Here is a 20,694-nt window from a genome sequence, read left to right as displayed (position 1 = left end):
GCGGAGATCCTTTGAACCATCTGGTGAGATATAAGCGATCGGCTACGCTTGCCCGCCCCTCACCCATCGCTATGATCGCGCTACAGAGATGCACGCAGCATCCGCAATACCGAGGGGAAGCGCCATGAATATCACGCAAGGCCTGCGCCGTGCGCTGCAGACCAGCCCGCAGACGATAGCGACCATCGACGGCGATCGCCGCCGGACATGGCGCGAGGTTGGAGATCGCGTTGCGCGGCTCGCCGGTGCGCTGCAAAAGCTTGGCGTCAAGCACGGCGACCGCGTGGCGGTGCTGATGCTGAACTCTGACCGCTATCTCGAACTCTATCTGGGTATCGCCTGGGCCGGCGCTGTAATCGTGCCGACCAATGTGCGTTGGAGCCAGGCCGAAATTCTCGACTCCCTACTTGACTGCCGCGCCAGAGCTCTGGTCGTCGACAGTGCCTTCGCCGCCATGGGCGTCGAACTCGCCAAGGCCATGCCACTCACGTTGGTCTATGCGGACGACGAAAAAGGTCCCGCGGAAGCGCACAACTACGATGAGCTGATCCAATCGACAGAGCCCGTGCTGGATGCGATGCGGACACGCGAGGATCTCGCGGGTATCTTTTACACTGGCGGCACCACAGGCCGTTCCAAAGGCGTGATGCTGAGCCACGGCAATATCATGAGCAACTCGCTGCACATGATGAGCGAAGGCCTGCTGCCTTACGGCTCGGTCTATCTCAACGCCGCACCGATGTTTCACGTCGCCAATGGCGGCGTGATGTTCACCTCGCTGGCCTCTGGCGGCACCAATGTCATCGTCCGGATGTTCAATCCGGAGTTGGTAATGCAGACCATCGCCCGCGAGAAAGTATCGGCGACGTTGATCGTCCCGACCATGATCCAGATGCTGGTCGATCACCCCGCTTTCGCGACCGCCGATCTGTCATCGCTGAAAATCATGATGTATGGCGCCTCGCCGATCAACGACGCGCTGCTGAAGCGTGCGATGGCCGGCATGCCGGGCACCGAATTCCATCAGCTCTACGGCATGACCGAACTGTCGCCGCTGGCGACGCACCTGCCGTGGGATCAACATTTCGGCGAGGAAGCCACCGCCAAGAACCGTCAACGCGCCTGTGGCCGCGCGGCAATCGGCTGCGAGGCGCGCATCGTCGACGCCAATCGCAAGCCCGTGCCGAATGGTGAAGTTGGCGAAGTCGCCGTGCGCGGGCAGAACGTCATGATGGGCTATTGGGAACGCCCCGAAGAAACTGCGAAGGCCGTCATCGACGGCTGGATGCACACAGGCGACGGCGGCTACATGGACGACGAAGGCTATATTTATCTCGTCGACCGGATGAAGGACATGATCATCTCCGGCGGCGAGAACGTCTACTCTACCGAAGTCGAGAATGTCGTTGCTCAGCATCCTGCCGTAGCGCAATGCGCTGTGATCGGCATTCCCGCCCCGCAATGGGGCGAGACCGTGCACGCCTTCGTCATTCCGAAGCCCGGTGCGAGTGTCAATGCAGCCGAGATCATCGCCTTCTGCAAGGAGAAGATCGCCGGCTACAAGTGCCCACGCAGCGTGGACGTGCGCAATGAACCGTTCCCGCTGTCGGGTGCGGGCAAGGTGCTGAAACGCGAGTTGCGGCGGCCATTCTGGGAGAATGCCGCCGCGGCGCCGCAAGCCAAAGCGGGATAGACCAGCGCGCTATGGCGCGCCGGTGAGTTCGAATACCTCGCCGTCGTAGCCTGCCTCAAGCGGGATTCGCAGCTGGCGCTTGTCACCATCCTTGGTGACGATCGGCGTCACGCTGACGATGGTGCTGCGGTTGGCATCGTCGAGTGCCCCCGCGACGCTGGGTTGCTTGCCGAGCTTGATCAGATTGCGCGTGGTCGGGAACGGCAAGGTGAAACGGCCGGACGCCCCGCCCTCCAATGCTTCGCGCGGCGACAGCCAGATCGAGTCCGTGGACTCCTTGCCGTCATGCATGCCGACCTGTTCAGGCGGCGCCTCGGCGAGGAAGAACCAGGTGTCGAACCGCTTCTTCATGCCTTCTGGCGTGATCCAGTGTGCGTAGGGCACGAGCAGATCGAGCGCGAGCTCCAGATCGTTCTCGGCGATGATATCGGCGAATTTGACCTTGCCCTCATTCAGCGCGTCGCGATGCTGATCGGCGATGGCGCTCGCCTTCGTCGCGGCGATCAGGTCGTTAGAGCCGCGTGGCCGCGCCAGCAGGATACGGCTTTCCTCGAAAGTCTCGCGGATCGCGGCGATTTTGAAAGCCAGCGTATCGGGATCGAGACCGTCACCGCCGCTATAGAGTTCGGGCCGTGTGCCGATCTCGCGATCTCCGGCATCGACGCTGCCGCCTGGAAACACCAGCGCACCGGATGCGAATTCGATCTGATAGTGCCGCACCATCATGAAGACGTCGATGGCGTCGGTTGCACCCTTGCGCAGCAGGAGGATGGTGGAAGCAGGACGCACAACGCCGGGCTCGCTTGGCATTCAGTTTCTCCCTGATCGGCATTCTGTGATGCCTGTTGTGCCGGCGCTCGCCGACCTCTCGTTTGTCATGCCCGGACTTGATCCGGGCATCCATCTTCTACTTGGCAACCCTGAAGATGGATGGCCGGGTCAAGCCCGGCCATGACACCTTTGGGGAGTTATTAACCCGCAGCACTCGACTGCGGCGCGATATTCGCGCGTTTGTCGTAGCGCGCGACGCGCGAGAGGAGATAATCGACCTCCGCCTTCGCCTGCGCCGTGATCGCCACACCCGGCTTGCGCTGCGCGCTTGATGCAATAACGCCGCGCTTCTGCAGCACGTATTTACGAACGGCGAGACCGATGCCGAGCTGCTGCTCGTAGCGGATCAGCGGCAGATGAGCGTCGAACAGATCATGTGCCTTGTCGCGCTCGCCCTTCTTCTGGAGATTGACGACGTCGATCAACAGCTCAGGGAAGGCATAACCCGTCATCGCGCCATCGGCGCCGCGCTCCATTTCGAAATCCAGGAACACGCCGCCATTGCCGGTGAGGATCGAGGTTTCGCGCAAGCTGCCGTCCTTCTGGAAGTTGCGCAGCGCGGTGATCTTCTCCAGGCCCGGCCAGTCCTCGTGCTTCAGCATCACGCAGGACTTGGAGTCCATGATGATCTTGCGGATCACCGCGGGGGTCATCACCACGGTGAGGGTCAGCGGATAATCCTGCAGTACCCACGGCACGTCATCGCCAATGGCATCCACCGCCTGCTTGAAATAGTTGGTGATCTGGTCGTCGGTGCGCAGATGCGGCGGCGGGGCGATCATGACGCCGGCAGCGCCGGCATCCATCGATTTCAGCGCCAGCGAGCGCATGGCCGCAAAACCCGGCGCGGAAACGCCGACGATGATCTGCATCTTGTCGCCGGCACGCTTGATGAAGCGGGTGGCCACGGCCTCGGACTCGGCCCCCTCCAGCTTCGGCGCCTCGCCCATGATGCCGAGCACGGTTACGCCGTTGCAGCCGACCTCCGCATAGAAATCCGTCAGGCCGTCGATCGATTTGTCGTCGATGCGGCCGTCGTCGAGGAACGGGGTCGGTGCGATGGCGAAGGTGCCTGCGGCTTTGGCGGTCAGTTTCATCATGGGCCTCTGTGAATGGATGCCGGCATTCTACCGGGAAATATCCGGTCTGTCCGCCCGAACCGAGCCCAACTGCCCCTCAAAAACGCCGTGCCCCGTGCTGGCTCGCCTCGTCCGAGAAGAAGATCTCGCCGGCATGGGTCACCACGTCCTGCGCAGACCAGCCGTCATGGGGTGGCTTCCAGCCTTCCATTTCCATCATCTTCATCTCGCGGACGCCGCGCGGGCCGGACACGCCGAGCACCTTGCCGGTCTGGCTGCCGGAGAGATCGCTGACCATGTAGAGCACCGCCGGCGCAATACCGTCCGGACCCAGGGCCGCGCCGGGATTTTCGATATAGCGCGGCAGGTCCGCGGTCATGCGGGTCAGCGCGCCCGGCGCCAGCGTCCAGACGCGGATATTGTATTTGCGGCCCTCGATGGCCAGCACATTGGACAGGCCCCAGATGCCGCCTTTGGCTGCGCCGTAATTGCTCTGGCCGAAATTGCCGATCAGGCCGGAGGTCGAGGAGGTGTTGACGATGACGCCGCCGCCATTTTCCTTCATCCACTTGAAGACTGGCTGGGTGACGCAGAATGTGCCTTTGAGATGCACCTTCATCACCTTGTCCCACGCCGCCTCGGACGCCTTGGCGAAGGTCTGGTCGAGCAGGATGCCGGCATTGTTGACGAGGATGTCGACCTTGCCGAACGCCTTGATGGCATCGTCGAACACCGACTGGCCGCCTGATATGGTCGAGATGTCGGCGCCATTGGCGACGGCCTTGCCGCCTTCCTTCTTGATGGCGTCGACGACCTGCTGCGCCATGGAGAGATCGGAGCCGGAGCCGTCGCGCGGGCCGCCAAGGTCGTTGACCACGACGGATGCGCCTTCGCGTGCGAACAGTTTTGCGTAGGCTTCACCGAGGCCGCCGCCGGCGCCTGTGATGATGGCAACCTTGCCGTCGAGAAGACCCATGGCACGCTCCCTGTGTTTGTTTTTTTGTTATTCAGCTTCGTCATTCCGGGGCGAGATCGACGCCGCAGGCGGCGAGACCGAACCCGGAATCCCGACATGTTCATCACCTCATACCTCCCGGCCGGAGAGAGGTGGTGAGCATTTCGAGGTTCCGGGTTCGCGCGCAAAGATGCGCGCGCCCCGGAATGACGAGTGTGTTGTTGTTAAGCCAGCACCGTCTTGCCGCTCTTGATCACGGTGACGCCGCGTTCCTTCACCTTGGCCTCAAAACTCACCACGTTGCCGTCCTTCCACAAATCCATGCTGACGGTTTCGCCGGGAAACACCGGCGACGAGAACCGCACCGCGTGCTGCTTGAAGGCTGATGGATCGTAGTCGGCATAGGTCTGCAGCACGCCGCGGCAGGTGATGCCGTAGGTGCACATGCCATGCAGGATCGGACGCGGGAAGCCGGCGCGTTTGGCGAATTCGGGGTCCGAATGCAGCGGGTTGCGGTCGCCGCAGAGGCGATAGATCAGCGCCTGATCGGGCCGCGTGGTGATGTCAACGGTCCGGTCCGGCGCGCGCTTCGGCATCGCATGCGGCTCGGGCTGGCCTTCCGATTTGCCGCCAAAGCCGCCATCGCCGCGGGCGAAACGTGAGGCTACCAAGGTCGCCAGCGCCTCCCCGGCTTCATCGCGCAGAATGGTCTGGTGCAGGATCACCGCACCCTTGTCCGCGCCCTTGTCGAACACGCCGAGCACGCTGCTATCGGCGGTGATCTTCGCAGCCACCGGCAGCGGCTTGTGGAAAGTGATGTCGCGCTCGCCATCGACAACGAGCAGCTTGTTGAGGCCCATCTCGCCCGGGCCCGAACCCCATGCGGCGACCGAGGCGTAAGTCGGCACGACTTTCAGCGGACGCGGCGTGTAGGTGCCTTCATTGACGAAGGCCAATTCCTTCTCGTCCATCGGATCGGCGCCCATGCCGATACCGTAGGCGTAGAGCATGACTTCGCGATCGGTCCAGGCATACTTTTGGCCGATGTTCTTCATCGCCATCAGGGCTTCGTAGTTGATGGGCATTTGAGCTCGCTCCTCGATTGTTCTTTTTGCTTTGCGGCGCCGATAATTGCGCCCTCTCCCCTTGCGGGAGAGGGCAGCACAGGCGCCCACTCCACACTTTGCAGGGAGAGGGGTAGCGGCAAGCACCGCCCTCTCCCGTCTCGAACGCCCCTGCGAAGCGAAGCTTCGCTAGAGCGTTCGATCCACCCTCTCCCGCGGCGCGCGGCTTTGCCGCGCTGGGGGAGAGGGGAAGAAAGCGAGCGCTACGCCGGCGTGAAGAACGGCAGCGGCGCGCCGTCGGTGGGCTTCCACACCAGTTTCACCTTCTGGCCGATCTTCAGACTGCCCGGATCGCAATCGACGATGTTGGTCTGCACCGAGGGGCCTTCCTTCAGCGTCACATAGGCGATCACGTAAGGACCGGTCGCCGACTTGCGCATGTGGCTGTAGGTGTAGATCTCGCCCTCGCCCGATGACTGTTCCCATTCGGTCTTGTCGGAGAAACAGAACGGGCAGATCGCGCGCGGGAAGAAATGCGCTTCGCCGCAGGTCGTGCAGCGCTTGATCATGAACTTGCCGTCCTTGGCCGCATCCCAGAACGGCTGCGATTCAGGATTGCCGGCGGGCGTCGGATACTTCTTGGCTTCAGTCATTACACGCGCTCCAGAATAGCGGTCGATGCGGCGTGACGTACGCCGAGCAGGCCTCCGGTGCCATGGGCGATCGCCAGATCGCAATTCGGCACTTGCACCTTGGGATGGGCTTCGCCGCGCAGCTGGCGCACGGCCTCTAAGATCTTGGTCATGCCGCCGCGATTGACGGGATGGTTGCTGCACAACCCGCCGCCATCGGTGTTGAACGGCAGTTTGCCGACGCCCGAGATCAGGTTGCCGTCGGACACGAACTTGCCGCCGTCGCCCTTCTTGCAGAAGCCCAAGTCTTCAAGCTGCATCAGCACGGTGATGGTGAAGCTGTCATAGATCGACGCATACTTCATGTCCTGCGGCGTCACGCCCGCTTCTTCGAACGCGCGCGGACCGGACCACACGCCGGCGGAGTAAGTGAGGTCGAGATCCTTGCCGCCGCGCGGCCCCTTCATGGCTTCGCCGTGGCCGATCAGGCGGACCAGCGGCTTCTTCAGGCTCTTGGCGATTTCCGGCGTAGTGACGATCATCGCGCCGCCGCCGTCCGAGACGACGCAGCAATCCATGCGATGCAGCGGATCGGAGATCATCGGCGAGTTCAGCACGTCCTCGACGGTGACGACGTCCTTGAGCATCGCGTGCGGGTTGTACTGCGCGTGATGCGAGGCTGCGACCTTGATCCAGGCGAGTTGTTCGCTGGTCGTACCGTAGTCGTGCATATGACGCATGGCACACATGCCATAGGCATTGTGCGTGGTCGCACCGTAAGCGGTCTCGAAATCGGCTTCGGCGCCCTGCAGACGCGGCGGCATCGCGCCGGTGCGCGGCTTGCCGGCCAGTGTGACGAGTGCGATCGAGCACTTGCCGGCGGCAATCGCCTGCGCGGCATGGCCGAGATGGATGATGTAGGAGCAGCCGCCGGTCTCGGTGGAGTCGACGTGACGCGGCTTGAGGCCGAGATAGTCGACCATCGGCCACAGGCCCCCCTGCGCATCGCCCGCGCAGAAATAGCCGTCGACGTCCTTGTGCGTCAGGCCTGCATCCTCGAGCGCGCCCTTGGCGACTTCGGCATGCAACTGCGCGATGGATTTGTCCGGCGCATGCCGGGTCGGGTGTTCGTAGATGCCGGCGATATATGCCTTGCCCTTGATGCTCAAACGTCTCTCCGATTGGTGTTTCGTCCCAGTTCAGTTTTTTGTGACCTTTCACGGCAGCCTTGGCAAGCGACAACATTTCACGCTGCGGACGTGAATTTCACAGAGCGGAATGGATGCAACACAGCCGGGGAGCTTTTTCGCCAGTGATTTAGCTGTTTACCAATCTGGTCAGCGAGCTCTCACAAAAGCGGAGGTCAGGATTTCCGGAAGTGGAGGGCTGGACGGCGCCGACGACAGCGCGCGTTACGCGCAGGCCGCGACGCCTGACATGGATTCAACTGTCAAACAGCCACTGCTCTTCAGACATGCGTCATCGCCCCCATTGTTTGCGGCGCGGGGGCGCCGTCGTGCTTCGCATTCCCGCCCCCTTGTGAGAGGGCGTGCGGAACGCCGGGTGCCCGTTGCACCCTTGGGCCTGATGCGAATGCGGTCTTCCGCAGGTTAGTGTGCATCAGGACTTTCGGAGGCGCCGAGCGATTGCCCGACGTTCCGCATGCGGTGTTTTTTCGGTTGCTTGCACATCTGCCATGGCGAACGGTCCCATCACCAAAATTAATGTCCCAGGGCGGAGGGACAGGGTAGCCGCAAAGCACTTGGCCGAACGCGTTTCGATTTGGTCGTCCGTCACACTGTCCAGGGCTCTTTCCATCTCAAGGCCGGCCGTGTCCTTGCCAGTGGCAGTGCTGGCGCAGATCCGTCCTGCCCGAAGACAGACGTCCCCCCATGAACCGCGTGACGCCGCATCTCCGGCGTCCACCGCATCCTGCCCCGCGAACGTGACGATCGCGATCGCCCCTCTCGGTGGGGCAGGACGGAGGGGAATATAATCAAGGAAGGGATACTGTCAACGGGATATAGGAATAAATGTTTGGGTACGCCAAACTGTCATTCCGGGGCGTGGCCGGCCCTTGCCGGACGCGAACCCGGAATCTCAGCATGGGAGTCTCCGACGGCGCAAAACACTGCGGGATTCCGGGCTCATTCCGGTCCGCTGCGCGGCCCGGCCTGCCCCGGAATGACGATTGTGGGCTACAGCAGCCCCAATTCCCGCAGCTCGCGCCGCATCGGCTCCGGCATTGCCTCGATACTCGCGGCAGCCTTGCCGAGATCCGGCGGGGCGTCCTTGTCGGTGAGATAGCGCCAGCCCTGGAACGGGCGCAGCGGGCGCGGCGCGACCGTGACCGGCTTCGGCTGCATCACCAGACGACAGCGATTGATACCGTCGCTGTCGCGGAACGGTTCGATCGCAAGAATCTTTTCGCGCAGCGCGATCTCACCCTTGATCACCCAGTAGAGCGAACCGCCGTCGAGCAGTTCGACATCGCGTTTCGGCACCATGCGGGTGATGTGGATGTGATGCTGGGGCGCGCCGCGCGCTTTTGCTGCGCGCATCCGTTCAGCGAGATAGCTCTTGAAATCCGCGATGGATTCGCAGCCAACGGCGAGCTTGATGAGATGCAGGGGCATGGGTCAGAAATCGGCAGTGCGACACGGTTTTACAAGGCGTTATCCACCGCTCAGTTATCGGCCGGCGGAGCCTCCGGTGCAAGCTGCACGGGCGCTGGGGCGGCAGGCGCCTGTGGACGAGCGGCGGTCTTCGGTGCGGGTTGCTTCTTCGCAGCAGCAGGTGGCGGCGTTGCCGTCGCGGCGCGCGGCGGAGGCGCCTGCGCATTGGCGGCGGCCGGCGGCTTCACGGGCGTTTCCGTCATGATCGAGATCGGCGGGATCGAGGACGAGGACGGAAAATCGGCCGTGGTCGGCTTGCCGGTCGGAACCGACGCCGGCAATCCGGCCAGCGCGCCCGTCGCTGCGGCCGCAGCTGCAGGCGGCGCGTTCCAGCCGGGCGCATAGCGCGTCACGAGACCCTCATAGGCCCGCTCTTCCATATTCGCGGCAATCCGCTTGTGATCGGTCAGCGCGGCATAGGCAGCGCAGCTCTCCGGCATGCAGCGATCGCGCGATTGCAACACATAGGCGATCAGGCCGTAGCGATCGCGCTCGATCGCGCGGCGCAGCCCGGCCAGTTCAGGCGTCATGGATTTATTCGCTGCGGCGACATCGCCATACGACGTCAAACGATTGATCTGCGCAGCCGAGGCGGATACGGCAGCCGCCACCGAATCCGCGGAGCCAAACAGCACCTTCTCGCAGCCCGCGAGCACCATATCGCCGGCGAGATCGTCGAGGCAGGACAGCGCCGGCAGCGAGGCATTCACCTGAGGCATTGCAACGACAGCGTGCGAGGCGTCCTGCCCGGCGGTTTCGGATTTGCGCAACGTCGCAGCAGCGGCAACGCCGATCGCCAGCAGCGTGATCACGGTCAACGCACCATTGGCGACGGACTTCTCGGCGCGCAGCAGCGTCGCCAGCACGATCAGGGCGAAGAAGATGGAGGCAGCCAGCGCGAGCCACATCGGAAGCGTCGGCGCGCGCCAGATTTGATCGAGCGAATTCGCCCATACCCCGTTCATCGAGTCGTCCCCGCATGTGTGGAAGCCAATTTTCCAAAGAAAGCCCTGCTTCCGAAGAAAATGCTTCCAAAGAAAGTCCGGCTGCCATGAACCCGCAATATGCGGTTGTTATGGCACGGCCCCGGTCATGACGAAATCGTGGCGGCTTTCAGTCATCCTCGAAGCGCGGAATGACGATGGTCTCGGCGAGGCCCTCGTCGGTCCATTGCCGGAACGCCGGCAGCGCCTGCATCGTATCCATATACGTACGGGCTTCCGGCGTGACATCGATGTCGTAGGTCAGGAAACGGTGCACCACCGGCGCATACATGGCATCCGCGCCGCTGAAGGCGCCGAACAGATACGGTCCATACTTGCCATAACGCGCGCGGCAATCGGCCCAGATCTGCTGGATACGCCGGATATTGGCCTTGGCATCGTCGGACAGCGCCTTCGCGCGGACCGGCCGGTGCAGGTTCATACCGCATTCGTTGCGCAGCGGCATGAAGCCGGAATGCATCTCGGCGGACACCGAACGCGCATGAGCGCGCGCGGCCCGGCCTTCCGGCCACAGCTTTGCATCCGGAAAGCGCTCGGCGGCATATTCGATGATCGCCAGCGAATCCCACACCGTGATCTCGCCATCGACGAGCGCCGGCACCTTACCGGACGGGGTCACATCGAGAATGCGCTGCTTGTCGGCGGCATCCGTGTACAGCGGGACAAACACCTCCGCGAAGGGGATGCCGCAGGCCTTCAGCGCAACCCATGGCCGCATCGACCACGACGAATAATTCTTGTTACCGATCACCAGCGACAGCGACATCAACCACTCCTTGCGACACCGGTAAATTGCCACGCATACGCCTCTGCAAGCAAGCCGCGTACACAGGCTTGTTGCTGCATCACGGCATGCGTGTCAGAAGTGCCAGCTGATACAATAGGTGCTTCATGATCAACTATTCCTGGGTCGACGTCTTCGCGCTGGGCTTCTTCATCCTGGAGTGGACGACCTATGCGATCACGCTGGAGCACACCAAATACGGCCGCGACAGCCTGTCCGCACGCATGCACGCCTATCGTGAGGTCTGGATGCGCCGCCTGCTGGAGCGCGAGGCGCGCATCGTCGATACCCATATCATGACCTCGCTGCAGAACGGCACGGCGTGGTTCGCCTCGACCACGCTGATCGCCATCGGCGGCTCGCTGGCCCTGCTGCGCGCCACCAACGAAGTGATGCCGATGATGCAGAACCTGCCACTCGGCTTCAACACCACGCCCGGCATGTGGGAGATCAAGTGCTTCGGGCTGATTCTGATTTTCGTCTATGCGTTCTTCAAATTCGCCTGGTCGTACCGGCTGTTCAACTACGTCGCGATCCTGATCGGCGCGATGCCGCTGGCCTCGAAGCGCGACACGCCGGAGGCCGAAGCGCATGTGGTGCGCACGACGCGGATGTTTGGCGCGGCGGCCCGGCACTTCAACCGTGGGCAGCGCGCCTTCTTCTTCGCGCTCGGCTATCTCGGCTGGTTCGTCAGCCCCTGGGTGTTTCTGGTCTCGACGGCTGCCGTGGTGATCGTGACCTGGCGCCGGCAGTTCGCCTCCAATGCCTGGCAGGCCATGGCACCGGATGCCGAAATCAGGGTTACCCCGCGAAATCCTGCGGCGTAAAATCGAGATCGAGCACTTTCCACTCGTCGTATTTGTCGGCCGGCAGCATCGCATAAGGCTGGCAGGCTTCCAGCGCCTGTTTGGCCGCTTGCATCAGCAGCGCGGCCTTGGCCGGCCGCCGCACCTCGATCACCGTCGGCTCCGCGACCAGCCGGCCATCCGGCGAGAACACGGCGCGCAGCTTGACCTTGGCGTCATCGCCGCGCGCGACGGTGGTGGGCAATTTCGAACAGGTTTTGAGATGCCGCCGAAAAGCGGCGATGTCGAGCTTGGACAGGTCCGCCTGCTCCGATGCGCCGCCGCCGAAGCCTTCGGGCAAGCCCAGCATGACGCCGTATTTCACGGTGATATCGGCCTCGGGCTGCGGCGGCACCTGCTGTGGGCCGGGTTGCGGCGCCGGCGGCTGAGCCTGCAGCGCAGCCTGCTGCTGCAACGGCGGCTGCGTAGCGGGAGGCGCTGACGGAGGCGGCGTTGCGGGAGTGGCCTGCGGCTGTTGCTGGGCTTGCTGCTGAGGTGGCGGCGGTTGCTGGGCGGCCTGCTGCTGCGGTGACGGCGCGGGTTGCTGCGGCGACGTCTTCTGCGGCTGCGGCGGGGTGTTCTGCGCCGACGACTGCGGCTTGGCGGCGACGGCCTGCGTCTTCTGCTCTTCCAGGGTCGGCTTGTTGGTCAGGTCAGGCAGCCGAAATTCCGGCTCCGGTTTCTTCTCTGGCTTTTTCTCAGGCTCCGGCGGCGTCTCCTCGGCCTTCTTTTCGGCCTCTGCGAGCTGCTGCGGCGTCACCAGATCGACGGCAACGCTCTCCTCATGCTGCTCCATCGGACGCGCATCGGCGAAATAGACCCCGGCCGCCAAAGCGAGGTGGCCGACCACCGAGACGGCGATCGCTGCGCGGATGAGGTGCCTTGGTTCCATGGGGCTAATGAGACTTCTGTACGCCGACTGGCCCGATCATAGCGTCGCGCCCTGCCCCGCGCCATGTCCGCCAAGCCACAGCTTGCGTCATGCGGTACGATGAGTCATGGCAGAGCATGTCCAAGCCCAGTTCGAAGACCCCGAAGCCGTCAGCCGCCACCAAGCTGGCCCCGAAACCGAAGCCCTTGCCGCTCGACGAGGCCATCCTCGACGCGCTCACCCGCAACGGCGCGGGCACGCTGAGCCCGCCGGAGATCGCGCATGTGATCGAGCCTGAGGGCGACTGGCACGCGCTCTTGATGCCGATCCGCCGCGCCGCCGTGACGCTAGCGCTCGCCGACCGCCTCGTGATCTATCGCAAGGGCAAGCCGGTCGAGGATCCCAACGACTTCCGCGGCGTGTACCGTTTGGGACTGCCGAAGGCGGAGTAACGCATCACCGCTTCTTCGGCGCCGGCAGCAACTCGCTGCTGCGGCCGGCGAGCCAATAGGTGATCAACCCGACCCATTCGTGAACCGCGATGTCGCTCCGGCCGAGGCCGGCGCTGGCGGAATCGAATGTCTCGGTGGCGTCGATCCAGCCGCGCGTGCGCCAGTCCACCGGATAGGCTTCGACATCGAATCCGACCCTGCGGAACGCGCCGATCGCGCGCGGCATATGCCAGGCGGATGTCACCAGCAGCCAGCGCTCGCCGGGCTTCGGCGACACCAGGCCTGCGGTGAAGGCGGCATTCTCGTCGGTGGTGCGGGAAGCGGTTTCGAGCGTGACGCGTTCCGGGGCCACGCCGAAACGCTGCAGCAGCTCGCCGGCAACGGGCGCTTCGGACAGCGACTTTTCAATCAGGCTGCCGGCGCCGCCGGTAAAGACGATACGCGCCTGCGGATAGCGGCGCGCCAGCTCCAGCATCGCCGTTATCCGCTCGCCGGCCGAATTGATCTCCAGCGAGCCGCGTGCCGCGGACGAATCCGAATCGATGGCGCCGCCGAGCACGATGATGCCATCGGGTGCACGGCCATCGTCCTGCCATTTCGGAAAACGCTCGGTCAGCGACAGCATCAGCACATTGCCAACAGGCGAATAGCCGAACAGCAGCAGCAACAGGATGCCAAAGGTCACCAGCAATGTCCCGACACGCTGGCGCTGCAACAGCACCAGCACAATGCCGACCACGCAGATGATGGCGATCGCATTGGACGGCTCCGTGAAGAAGCCGAGCATCTTGGAGAACGTGAAAAACATGAGGCCCTTGGCTTGCCGGACGGTGTCACTGCATGAGCCATCCTGCCCACAAGATCAATGCGGCAAATGCCGGTCGGCCTGATGGATCAATCCCATTTCGGCGCGAAGCCGTAGTCGGTCAGCCGCCCCTTCAGATGCGCCAGATGCGAAATCCGGGACATCTCGTTTTCGGACAGCATGAAATCGAACACGTCGATATTCTCCGACAGACGCTCGACCTTGGAGGTGCGCGGGATCGCCACCGCGCCCTGCTGGACCAGCCAGCGCAGGCAAACCTGTGCTGCACTCTTGCCATGTGCCTTGCCGATCTCGGCAAGCGTTTCATCGCCGCGAACATTGCCCTGGGCGATGGGGCTGTAGGCGACCATGGCCAGACCATTCTGCCGGCAGGCGCCCTGCACCTTCACCTGGTCGAGATAGGGATGGTATTCGACCTGATCGCAGACCAGCGGCTCGGGGCACACAGCGACCGCCTGTTCGATCAGCGCCACGGTGAAATTCGACAGGCCGATATGTCTGGTCAGGCCCATCTGCTTGGCATGCGCCAGTGCGCCGAGCGTTTCCTCCAGCGGCACCTGCGGGTTCGGCCAGTGCAGCAACAGCAGATCGACCTCGGTCATCCGCAGCCGCGTCAGGCTCTCCTTCACCGAGCGTTCGAGATTGTGAGGCGCGAAATGCGTGGTCCAGACCTTGGTGGTGACGAACATCTCGTCACGGCGAATGTGCGCCGCGTGGATGCCCTCGCCGACATCGCGCTCGTTCTCATAGACCTGTGCGGTGTCGATGTGGCGATAACCGAGCCGGATCGCCTGCTCGACGACGCGTGCACAAATGCGGCCACGCAATTCCCATGTCCCGAGGCCAATGGCCGGGATGCGGGCGCCGTTTGCTTCCACGAACTGCATCATCTTCTCCTCTGACGGAGCAACGATACGAACGCCGACAAGCTTTTCCCGGACATCGCCGGTGCGTCAGCAAAGGCGATAATCCACAGTGATCGTTCAGGCGTCCGCAGCAACCGGTGCAAGCGCCGCGAACACCGTGTCCGGTGCGTGTGCGATCACCGCCAGCAAGGCACGGGCCGGACCGCGCGGCATGCGCTTGCCCTGCTCCCAATTACGAATCGTCTCGACGGGAACGCCAAGACGCGCGGCAAATTCCATCTGGGTCAGCTGCGCGCGGCGGCGCAGATCGCGCACTTCGGCTTCGCCGGGTCGCACCGCGACCGGCTCCGGCACGACAGGCATATCGGGAACCAGCGGCACCTCGTGCCCGTCCCGCAATTCGACGATCCGTCCGTCAGCCTTCAACCGCAAGCGCATGTTCGACCTCATTGCGCGTGATGGTCGTCGATTGCAGTTAAGGAGCCGTGAAGACAAGTGAGCCGGCGATCCCGATGTTGGCGATCGTCGGCCCCAAGAGATGCGGGATGGCCGGGCACCCTTGTTGCTGAAACCGCGTGAAACATGCTTCGGCGAGCGAGGCCGCTTTGAACCATGAGCCGCCATCCGGGCATCGATAGGCATTCGGCTCGGGTATGTGATGCAGGTCGTGCGGGAGCGGGCATGGCTCGCTCATCCGTCGCAAAGCGCGAACGCTGCTCGCAGCCACTTCAATTCGTTGTGGTCTTGCCGCCGCGCATGGACACAAGCTTGTTTTCACGAAATCGGAGAATGAGCCAAGCGGTCTCATCGAAACCGTCTGCGAGCTTCCCCTCGTGCGAATACACGATCTGAGCAGCTTCCAACTTCGACGGCGGTCCCAACGCCGTGATTACCTTCTGACGCGACATACCTAAATGCAGCTTGCCGTCGAAGATGACGGGCGAGAATTTTTCCGGGATAATGCCGCAATCGGTCGAAACCCCGGCGTCTTTCTCGGTGAGCTCTTCAACGATTTCCGTGACGAGATGATCCGGGCCGCCTATCTCCCCGCCGGACACGATCCACAATCGATGCTGCGCGCGCCGATAACACAGCCAATAGATACTATCTCCAGCGTCGCCTCGGTGTTGGATGGTCCCTTCGCCCAGGGCTTCGCGAACCGCGTCGAGCCGCGTCTCCTCGAAGCGGCCCGCAAATGAGCCTAGCGAAAAGCGGGTCGCCAACCTCGTTACGACTGTCGGCGGCACGCGCTCGAACGCACGTTCGTTGATTGGGGGCGGCGGTGTCTGCGCGGAGCAGTCATCCGAGGGGATCGCAAATAAAAGCAGGAGCAAGAAGAGCGACTTTCGACCATCAACTCTGCATTGGCTTACATTAGAAATTGAGCGCATCTGCAATAGCTTCTCTCGTTTAACAAGGATGGTCGAACCATATAAAATCGTGACGAAAGAGGTACTTCAGGTTTTGTTCGAAGGGCTGTCACGTCGTTTGCAAAAACAGCGGAAAGCTCTCGCGCTCTGCCGCCACATCGACGATACGCCTATGCGAGAGACAATCGAGAGTGGGACTAAGAGGTCTCAGTGCTCGTTGACCGCAGCGCCGAGCTTGATCAAGCTCAGCGCGCGGTTCGCGGTCTCGCGCAGGCGGCAGTAGTTCGCGTCGCCCCGGTACATGCCGGGCTCGACTTTGTCGAAGACCGCGCAGAAGCGATCACGCGACGCGGCGAAGGTTTTCTGCGAGTCCTTGACCGCCTTGATCTTGTCGGCGAACCCGCCGGCCTCAACCTTCTTTAGCGCCTCATTGGTTTTCTGCGTCCAAATGGCGAGTTCGCGCGCCGCGCAGGCTTTCCATTTGGCGACATCGTCATTCACGCCTTCCGCCTTTTTAATGCAGGGGTCGGCGACGAGCCCGACACACGCGCCACCGAAACCGCCGGTTTCCTCCGCGGTCTTCAGGCAAGCATTGATCACTGTAACGTCGGCGGGCGCGGTGCCCTGGGCGAAAGCTATCGATGAGAGCGGGAGGCTTGCGGCGAGCAGCGCGGCGGAAAGTTTGAGCTTCATTTGAGATCTCCGTTCGGCGCATCGAAAATATGGAACGCAATGCCACTGTGAGCAAATGAAGCCCCGCGAGCCGGTACACCGGCGGGTGGGGCGGAAGGGCCGGACGTCGAGTGGGAAAGCGAAACGAGCGGGTACGCGGCTTTCGCTACGCTCTCTTCAATCGATGCCTTTGAATATGCCTTGACCTGGCTCACGAGATTTTCAGACAATAAGTGACGCATGCAACTTTGGTCATCGAAGGCCCAGCATTGGTTCATCTGAATGTGGAATAGGAGCGCCGACATGGCGACTCTGAAGATCGCAATTCAAGTTGTACGGACGATATCTGTAGTTGGAGCGGCCACATTTTCAGTGCTCCTTATGGCTGGCAGCAGCACGGATTTGTTGGCGCTCTCGCCCTAGGCTCTGTCTGCTTCGCTTTGAGTGCCGTTGTCGCCGCAAGCCCGACCTTAGTGCTGCAATTGTTGCGTTGAGTACGCTGCTACGTTGACGGATAACGACGGCAGGACCGGTTTGGGGCACCCACCGGCTACGCCGCTGGCAACACTATGAGACTTCAAAATTGAACAAGATCGCCACGAAGACTGACGAAGGTGGCATGAAACGTTTTCTGATTTTCCCGGCTCTCTTTCCGCCTCTTGCGTTGGTCGTATTCACGGCGCCTGATGGGTTTAAGAATCTTCTCGATTGGATGGTTGAGTCCTACGCAATCGCGGTTATCCCGGCCTTGCTGCTGGCTTGGGTCGATTGGATGCTTTCTGCAAAGCCACTCCGAGTTATGGGAACGGCGGTGACGGCAGCACTCCCTGCAGTCTTGATCATGCTTTTCATGTGGGGAGGATCAAACGACTTATGGCCAATCTTGATGGTTGGGCTCGTCGGAGGACTACCAGCCGCGGTGTGTTCGTGGCTATCCGATGGCCGAACGTTGAGCATGAACGCGCGAGCGAACAGCTAAAGTTTAATTGGCTCTCCGACCGACTTGCGGTCGGTCGGAGATGAGAGCGAATACAGGTGTGACGCCATCGATCGCCTGCCCCGACCAGCCTAGACGATGCCCTTCGTCCTCAGCGCGGCGATCCGTTCGCCGTCGTAGCCGATGGTGGACAGGATTTCGTCCGTGTTGGAGCCGAGAAGTGGCGGCGCGTGATATTCGGTGATCGGCGTGCCCGAAAACATCAGCGGATTTCGTACGAGCGAAAGCGCCGGCTCGAAGGGATGGTTCGAGCTCACGCGCATACCGCGGGATTTCACATGAGGGTCCGCGAAAACCTGATCGAAGTCGTTGATCGGGCCTGACGGCACGCCGACGGCCTCCAGACGTTCCAGCCAATGGGCGACGGGCTGCTTCAGGAAAAGACCGGCGAAGATGGCCATGATCTCCTTGCCATGCTGGACACGATCGTTGTTCTTCAGGAAGCGCGGATCCTTGGCCAGGTCCGGCTCTCCGAGCACTTCGCAGGTCCGCTGGAACTGGCCGTCATTGCCATTCACGAGCATCAACTCGCCATCGGTGCAACGGAAGACACCGGCAGGCATGCCGCCATTGCCCCAGGTTCCGCGCCGCGGCGGGACTTTTCCGCTGATGAGATAGGGTTGGAGCCAATGTGAAAGGGAGGCGATCACCGTATCGAACAGACAAGCATCGATTTGCTGTCCCTCGCCGCCGCCGGCATCGCGATGATAGAGCGCCGACATCACGCCGATGGTGGCATTCAAGCCGGTCATATAGTCCACGATCGAGGGACCGACCTTCATGGGGCCCTCGCCCGGCTCGCCATCGAGATGGCCCGTCACGCTCATGAGACCACCCATCGCCTGCAGGATCGCATCATAGCCGGCGCGTGTGGCGTAGGGACCGGTTTGTCCGAAGCCCGTCACCGAGCAGTAAACGATGCGCGGGTTGATGGCTTTGATCGCGTCGTAGTCGAGGCCATAACGCTTGAGGTCGCCGACCTTGTAGTTTTCCAACAACACGTCGGCGGTCTTGACGAGTTCGCGAATGATCTCCTGGCCTTCAGGCTTGGCCACATTGACGGTGACCGATTTCTTGTTGCGATTGGCGCAAAGATAGAAGGAGTTGTCTCGCCTGCTGCCGTCCGGGTCGTTCAGATAGGGAGGGCCGAATGCGCGGGAATCGTCGCCGGTTCCGGGGCGTTCGATTTTGATGACTTCGGCGCCGAAATCGCCAAGCATCTGACCCGCGATCGGGCCGGCAAGCACCCGCGTCATATCGATAACCTTGATGCCCGAGAGCGGCAGAGCCGGCATGTATTCCTCCTGTATGTTGGTTCGTCACGTCGGCCACGGAGAACGTGTGAAGCGAGCGCTTACAGGAAAATCACCCCGAGTGCACCGCTTTGTGAGCATGAGGGCTATCCCATTCAAGAGGGTACGGAACAGCGCTCTTGATTTCCGGATGCCGAAATTTCAAGACTGAGCAGCCCCCTATGCATCATCAGGGGTAAGACCGCATCCAGAGTAAGGCCGACCGCTTTGCACCAGAAGGAGACATGAGCGCGGCGTCCCGCAGGCAACACAACGTTCAGCCCTTGCTTGCCAATCTACGATGATTGCCCCGCGCTTGAAGAATACGACAGTCAGTTGGCCGGGAGCGAACCTCCGCAGAACACGACGTTCTGCAAATCGAGAGCACGCTTTGAACCTATCATCCCGCCGATGGACACATGTCTCATCGGCAGGCTTCCGCCGCTGCGGGAGTCCGCGAGGCTCGTGCACGAAGAACGGGTTCCGATATCTTGCGCCCGACCCGCACATGGGGACATTAAAATGTGCAGATATATCGCGCTGGTTCCTCTGCTTCTTCAACTCCTCTCCCCAGGCACTTCACCGGCGGCGGAAGCCAGCGGCGCGGGCTCGACATTCGCTGCCCCGATCATCGAGAAGTGGAGCGCCGCATACAAAGCGGTCAGCGGCGATCGCGTCAGCTATCAACCGGTCGGCTCCAGCATCGGCGTGGACATGATCAAGAAAGCCGCCGTCGATTTCGGCACGACCGATCGACCATTGAGCCCCGCGGAACTGAAGAAGCTCAATATGCTTCAATTCCCTCTCGCCATTGGTGGCGTGGTCCCGGTCGTCAACGTTCAGGGTATATTGCCCGGGCAGATGCGTTTCACGGGACCTGTTCTGGCGGACATCTTCCTAGGGAAGATCCGGCGATGGGACCATCCGGGCATTCGTTCGATCAACGCGGAACTGGTTCTGCCGAATTTGCCGATCACCGTGGTGCATCGTCTGGACGGGTCGGGTACGACCTTCAACTGGACAAACTACCTGTCAAAAATCAGCACGGATTGGAACACGAAGGTCGGGCAAGGCAATTCGGTGGACTGGCCGCTCGGACTTGGCGGCAAAGGCAACAATGGCGTCGCTTCGCTGGTCGCCATGGTGCCAGGCGCGATCGGCTATCTCGAATATTCGTATGCGCTCCAGAAGTTCGACCGAATATCATTTGGGTCGGTGCAAAACGGATCCGGTCACTTCGCCATGCCGACGGTGGCCTCGTTTCGTGCCGCGGCCGAGAACGCCGATTGGAAAGCCGCTGAAGACTTCGCGGTGATTCTCGCAGATGCCCCCGGCGCAGACGCCTATCCGATCGCGGCGACCACCTATGTGCTCATGCCCAGGAAACCGGCGTGGTCAAAGAGCGAGACCAGCGCGCTGGCATTTCTACGTTGGGCATTGGAACACGGACAGGCCCACGCGGAAGCACTCAACTACGTTCCGCTCCCGTCGAAACTGGTAAAGCAGATAGAGGCTTATCTGGACGCAGGGCCTGCGCAGCAAGATGACACGACGGTCGCAAAGGGCAATTGAGAAGGCCGAAGCCTCGCACGACGACCGGCTCACGCACCACGGGCCTATCCGGTACGAGCGGCACTTCGTGCCCGTCCCACAATGCGACGATCGGCAGAACTCCCCGCGCTCTATGAGCGATGGAAACAGTCGTCGGCCGACATCGCGTCGACTCCGCTTGCGCCACGGCCCTGAAGGCTAGGGCTTCGGCCGTCATGGAGTGAGATTGATGGAA

The 20,694-nt window shown here is 62.1% G+C and carries 21 protein-coding genes; 5 read left to right on the top strand and 16 right to left on the bottom strand.

The window, feature by feature from the left end; translation table 11 throughout:
* The first annotated feature begins 124 nt into the window (after nt 1–124).
* On the top strand, nt 125–1,693 hold the full coding sequence (locus CHC01_RS26125; RefSeq protein ID WP_089267256.1) for a long-chain-fatty-acid--CoA ligase: 1,569 nt from the start codon (nt 125–127) through the stop codon (nt 1,691–1,693).
* A 9-nt stretch (nt 1,694–1,702) separates the two neighbouring features.
* Here the strand turns inward: CHC01_RS26125 and CHC01_RS26120 are convergent, their stop codons facing one another.
* The 9 genes from CHC01_RS26120 to CHC01_RS26080 form a co-directional block, all read right to left on the bottom strand.
* The gene (locus CHC01_RS26120) at nt 1,703–2,503 is read right to left on the bottom strand and encodes an NUDIX hydrolase (RefSeq protein ID WP_089267255.1); all 801 of its coding nucleotides are present in this window, start codon (nt 2,501–2,503) and stop codon (nt 1,703–1,705) included.
* Nucleotides 2,504–2,664: 161 nt separating this feature from the next.
* Complete coding sequence (locus CHC01_RS26115) at nt 2,665–3,621, bottom strand: dihydrodipicolinate synthase family protein (RefSeq protein ID WP_089267331.1); 957 nt, start codon at nt 3,619–3,621, stop codon at nt 2,665–2,667.
* Nucleotides 3,622–3,700: 79 nt separating this feature from the next.
* Nucleotides 3,701–4,579, bottom strand: coding sequence for an SDR family oxidoreductase (locus CHC01_RS26110; RefSeq protein ID WP_089267254.1), 879 nt, complete (start codon nt 4,577–4,579; stop codon nt 3,701–3,703).
* A 203-nt stretch (nt 4,580–4,782) separates the two neighbouring features.
* Nucleotides 4,783–5,643, bottom strand: a complete 861-nt coding sequence (locus tag CHC01_RS26105) for a MaoC/PaaZ C-terminal domain-containing protein (protein ID WP_089267253.1) — start codon at nt 5,641–5,643, stop codon at nt 4,783–4,785.
* A gap of 242 nt (nt 5,644–5,885) precedes the next feature.
* A complete protein-coding gene (locus CHC01_RS26100) occupies nt 5,886–6,275 on the bottom strand; it encodes a Zn-ribbon domain-containing OB-fold protein (RefSeq protein WP_089267252.1) in 390 nt (129 codons plus the stop codon).
* On the bottom strand, nt 6,275–7,423 hold the full coding sequence (locus CHC01_RS26095; protein WP_089267251.1) for a thiolase family protein: 1,149 nt from the start codon (nt 7,421–7,423) through the stop codon (nt 6,275–6,277). The genes CHC01_RS26100 and CHC01_RS26095 overlap by 1 nt, the downstream gene beginning before the upstream one ends.
* A 1,029-nt stretch (nt 7,424–8,452) precedes the next feature.
* The gene (locus CHC01_RS26090) at nt 8,453–8,890 is read right to left on the bottom strand and encodes a DUF1489 family protein (protein WP_089267250.1); all 438 of its coding nucleotides are present in this window, start codon (nt 8,888–8,890) and stop codon (nt 8,453–8,455) included.
* A gap of 50 nt (nt 8,891–8,940) precedes the next feature.
* Nucleotides 8,941–9,894 (bottom strand): hypothetical protein, encoded by a 954-nt coding sequence (locus CHC01_RS26085; protein WP_089267249.1) that lies wholly within the window; start codon nt 9,892–9,894, stop codon nt 8,941–8,943.
* 148 nt (nt 9,895–10,042) lie between these two features.
* Nucleotides 10,043–10,699, bottom strand: coding sequence for a glutathione S-transferase family protein (locus CHC01_RS26080; protein WP_089267248.1), 657 nt, complete (start codon nt 10,697–10,699; stop codon nt 10,043–10,045).
* A 128-nt stretch (nt 10,700–10,827) separates the two neighbouring features.
* On the opposite strand from CHC01_RS26080, the gene CHC01_RS26075 reads away from it, so the two are divergent.
* Complete coding sequence (locus tag CHC01_RS26075; protein WP_081421764.1) at nt 10,828–11,544, top strand: DUF599 domain-containing protein; 717 nt, start codon at nt 10,828–10,830, stop codon at nt 11,542–11,544.
* Here the strand turns inward: CHC01_RS26075 and tolA are convergent.
* Nucleotides 11,519–12,454, bottom strand: coding sequence for a cell envelope integrity protein TolA (gene tolA / locus CHC01_RS32765; RefSeq protein WP_089267247.1), 936 nt, complete (start codon nt 12,452–12,454; stop codon nt 11,519–11,521). The genes CHC01_RS26075 and tolA overlap by 26 nt on opposite strands.
* A gap of 116 nt (nt 12,455–12,570) precedes the next feature.
* Here tolA and CHC01_RS26065 point away from each other — a divergent pair, with 116 nt between their 5' ends.
* Nucleotides 12,571–12,885: a DUF3253 domain-containing protein gene (locus CHC01_RS26065; protein WP_089267246.1), complete on the top strand. Its 315-nt coding sequence runs from the start codon at nt 12,571–12,573 to the stop codon at nt 12,883–12,885.
* Nucleotides 12,886–12,889: 4 nt separating this feature from the next.
* Here CHC01_RS26065 and CHC01_RS26060 read toward each other — a convergent pair whose 3' ends face one another.
* The 5 genes from CHC01_RS26060 to CHC01_RS26040 form a co-directional block, all read right to left on the bottom strand.
* Nucleotides 12,890–13,693 carry a YdcF family protein gene (locus CHC01_RS26060; RefSeq protein ID WP_089267245.1) on the bottom strand — a complete coding sequence of 268 codons (804 nt, stop codon included), beginning with the start codon at nt 13,691–13,693 and terminating at the stop codon, nt 12,890–12,892.
* An 86-nt stretch (nt 13,694–13,779) separates the two neighbouring features.
* Complete coding sequence (locus CHC01_RS26055; RefSeq protein WP_089267330.1) at nt 13,780–14,598, bottom strand: aldo/keto reductase; 819 nt, start codon at nt 14,596–14,598, stop codon at nt 13,780–13,782.
* Nucleotides 14,599–14,694: 96 nt separating this feature from the next.
* A complete protein-coding gene (locus tag CHC01_RS26050; protein WP_089267244.1) occupies nt 14,695–15,027 on the bottom strand; it encodes a helix-turn-helix domain-containing protein in 333 nt (110 codons plus the stop codon).
* 278 nt (nt 15,028–15,305) lie between these two features.
* Nucleotides 15,306–15,968 carry an HAD family hydrolase gene (locus CHC01_RS32040; protein WP_141137168.1) on the bottom strand — a complete coding sequence of 221 codons (663 nt, stop codon included), beginning with the start codon at nt 15,966–15,968 and terminating at the stop codon, nt 15,306–15,308.
* Between the two features lie 186 nt (nt 15,969–16,154).
* Nucleotides 16,155–16,640 (bottom strand): lysozyme inhibitor LprI family protein, encoded by a 486-nt coding sequence (locus tag CHC01_RS26040; protein WP_089267242.1) that lies wholly within the window; start codon nt 16,638–16,640, stop codon nt 16,155–16,157.
* A gap of 562 nt (nt 16,641–17,202) precedes the next feature.
* Here CHC01_RS26040 and CHC01_RS26030 point away from each other — a divergent pair.
* Nucleotides 17,203–17,598: a hypothetical protein gene (locus tag CHC01_RS26030; RefSeq protein WP_089267240.1), complete on the top strand. Its 396-nt coding sequence runs from the start codon at nt 17,203–17,205 to the stop codon at nt 17,596–17,598.
* A gap of 89 nt (nt 17,599–17,687) precedes the next feature.
* On the opposite strand, the gene CHC01_RS26025 is transcribed toward CHC01_RS26030, so the two are convergent.
* Complete coding sequence (locus CHC01_RS26025) at nt 17,688–18,911, bottom strand: CaiB/BaiF CoA transferase family protein (protein ID WP_089267239.1); 1,224 nt, start codon at nt 18,909–18,911, stop codon at nt 17,688–17,690.
* A 285-nt stretch (nt 18,912–19,196) separates the two neighbouring features.
* On the opposite strand from CHC01_RS26025, the gene pstS reads away from it, so the two are divergent.
* Nucleotides 19,197–20,480 (top strand): phosphate ABC transporter substrate-binding protein PstS, encoded by a 1,284-nt coding sequence (gene pstS, locus CHC01_RS26020; protein WP_244558525.1) that lies wholly within the window; start codon nt 19,197–19,199, stop codon nt 20,478–20,480.
* Nucleotides 20,481–20,694: the final 214 nt, after the last annotated feature.

The sequence above is a fragment of the Tardiphaga sp. OK246 genome (assembly GCF_900188215.1).
Classification (GTDB): Bacteria; Pseudomonadota; Alphaproteobacteria; order Rhizobiales; family Xanthobacteraceae; genus Tardiphaga; species Tardiphaga robiniae.
This window is presented reverse-complemented; position numbering and strand designations above follow the sequence as displayed.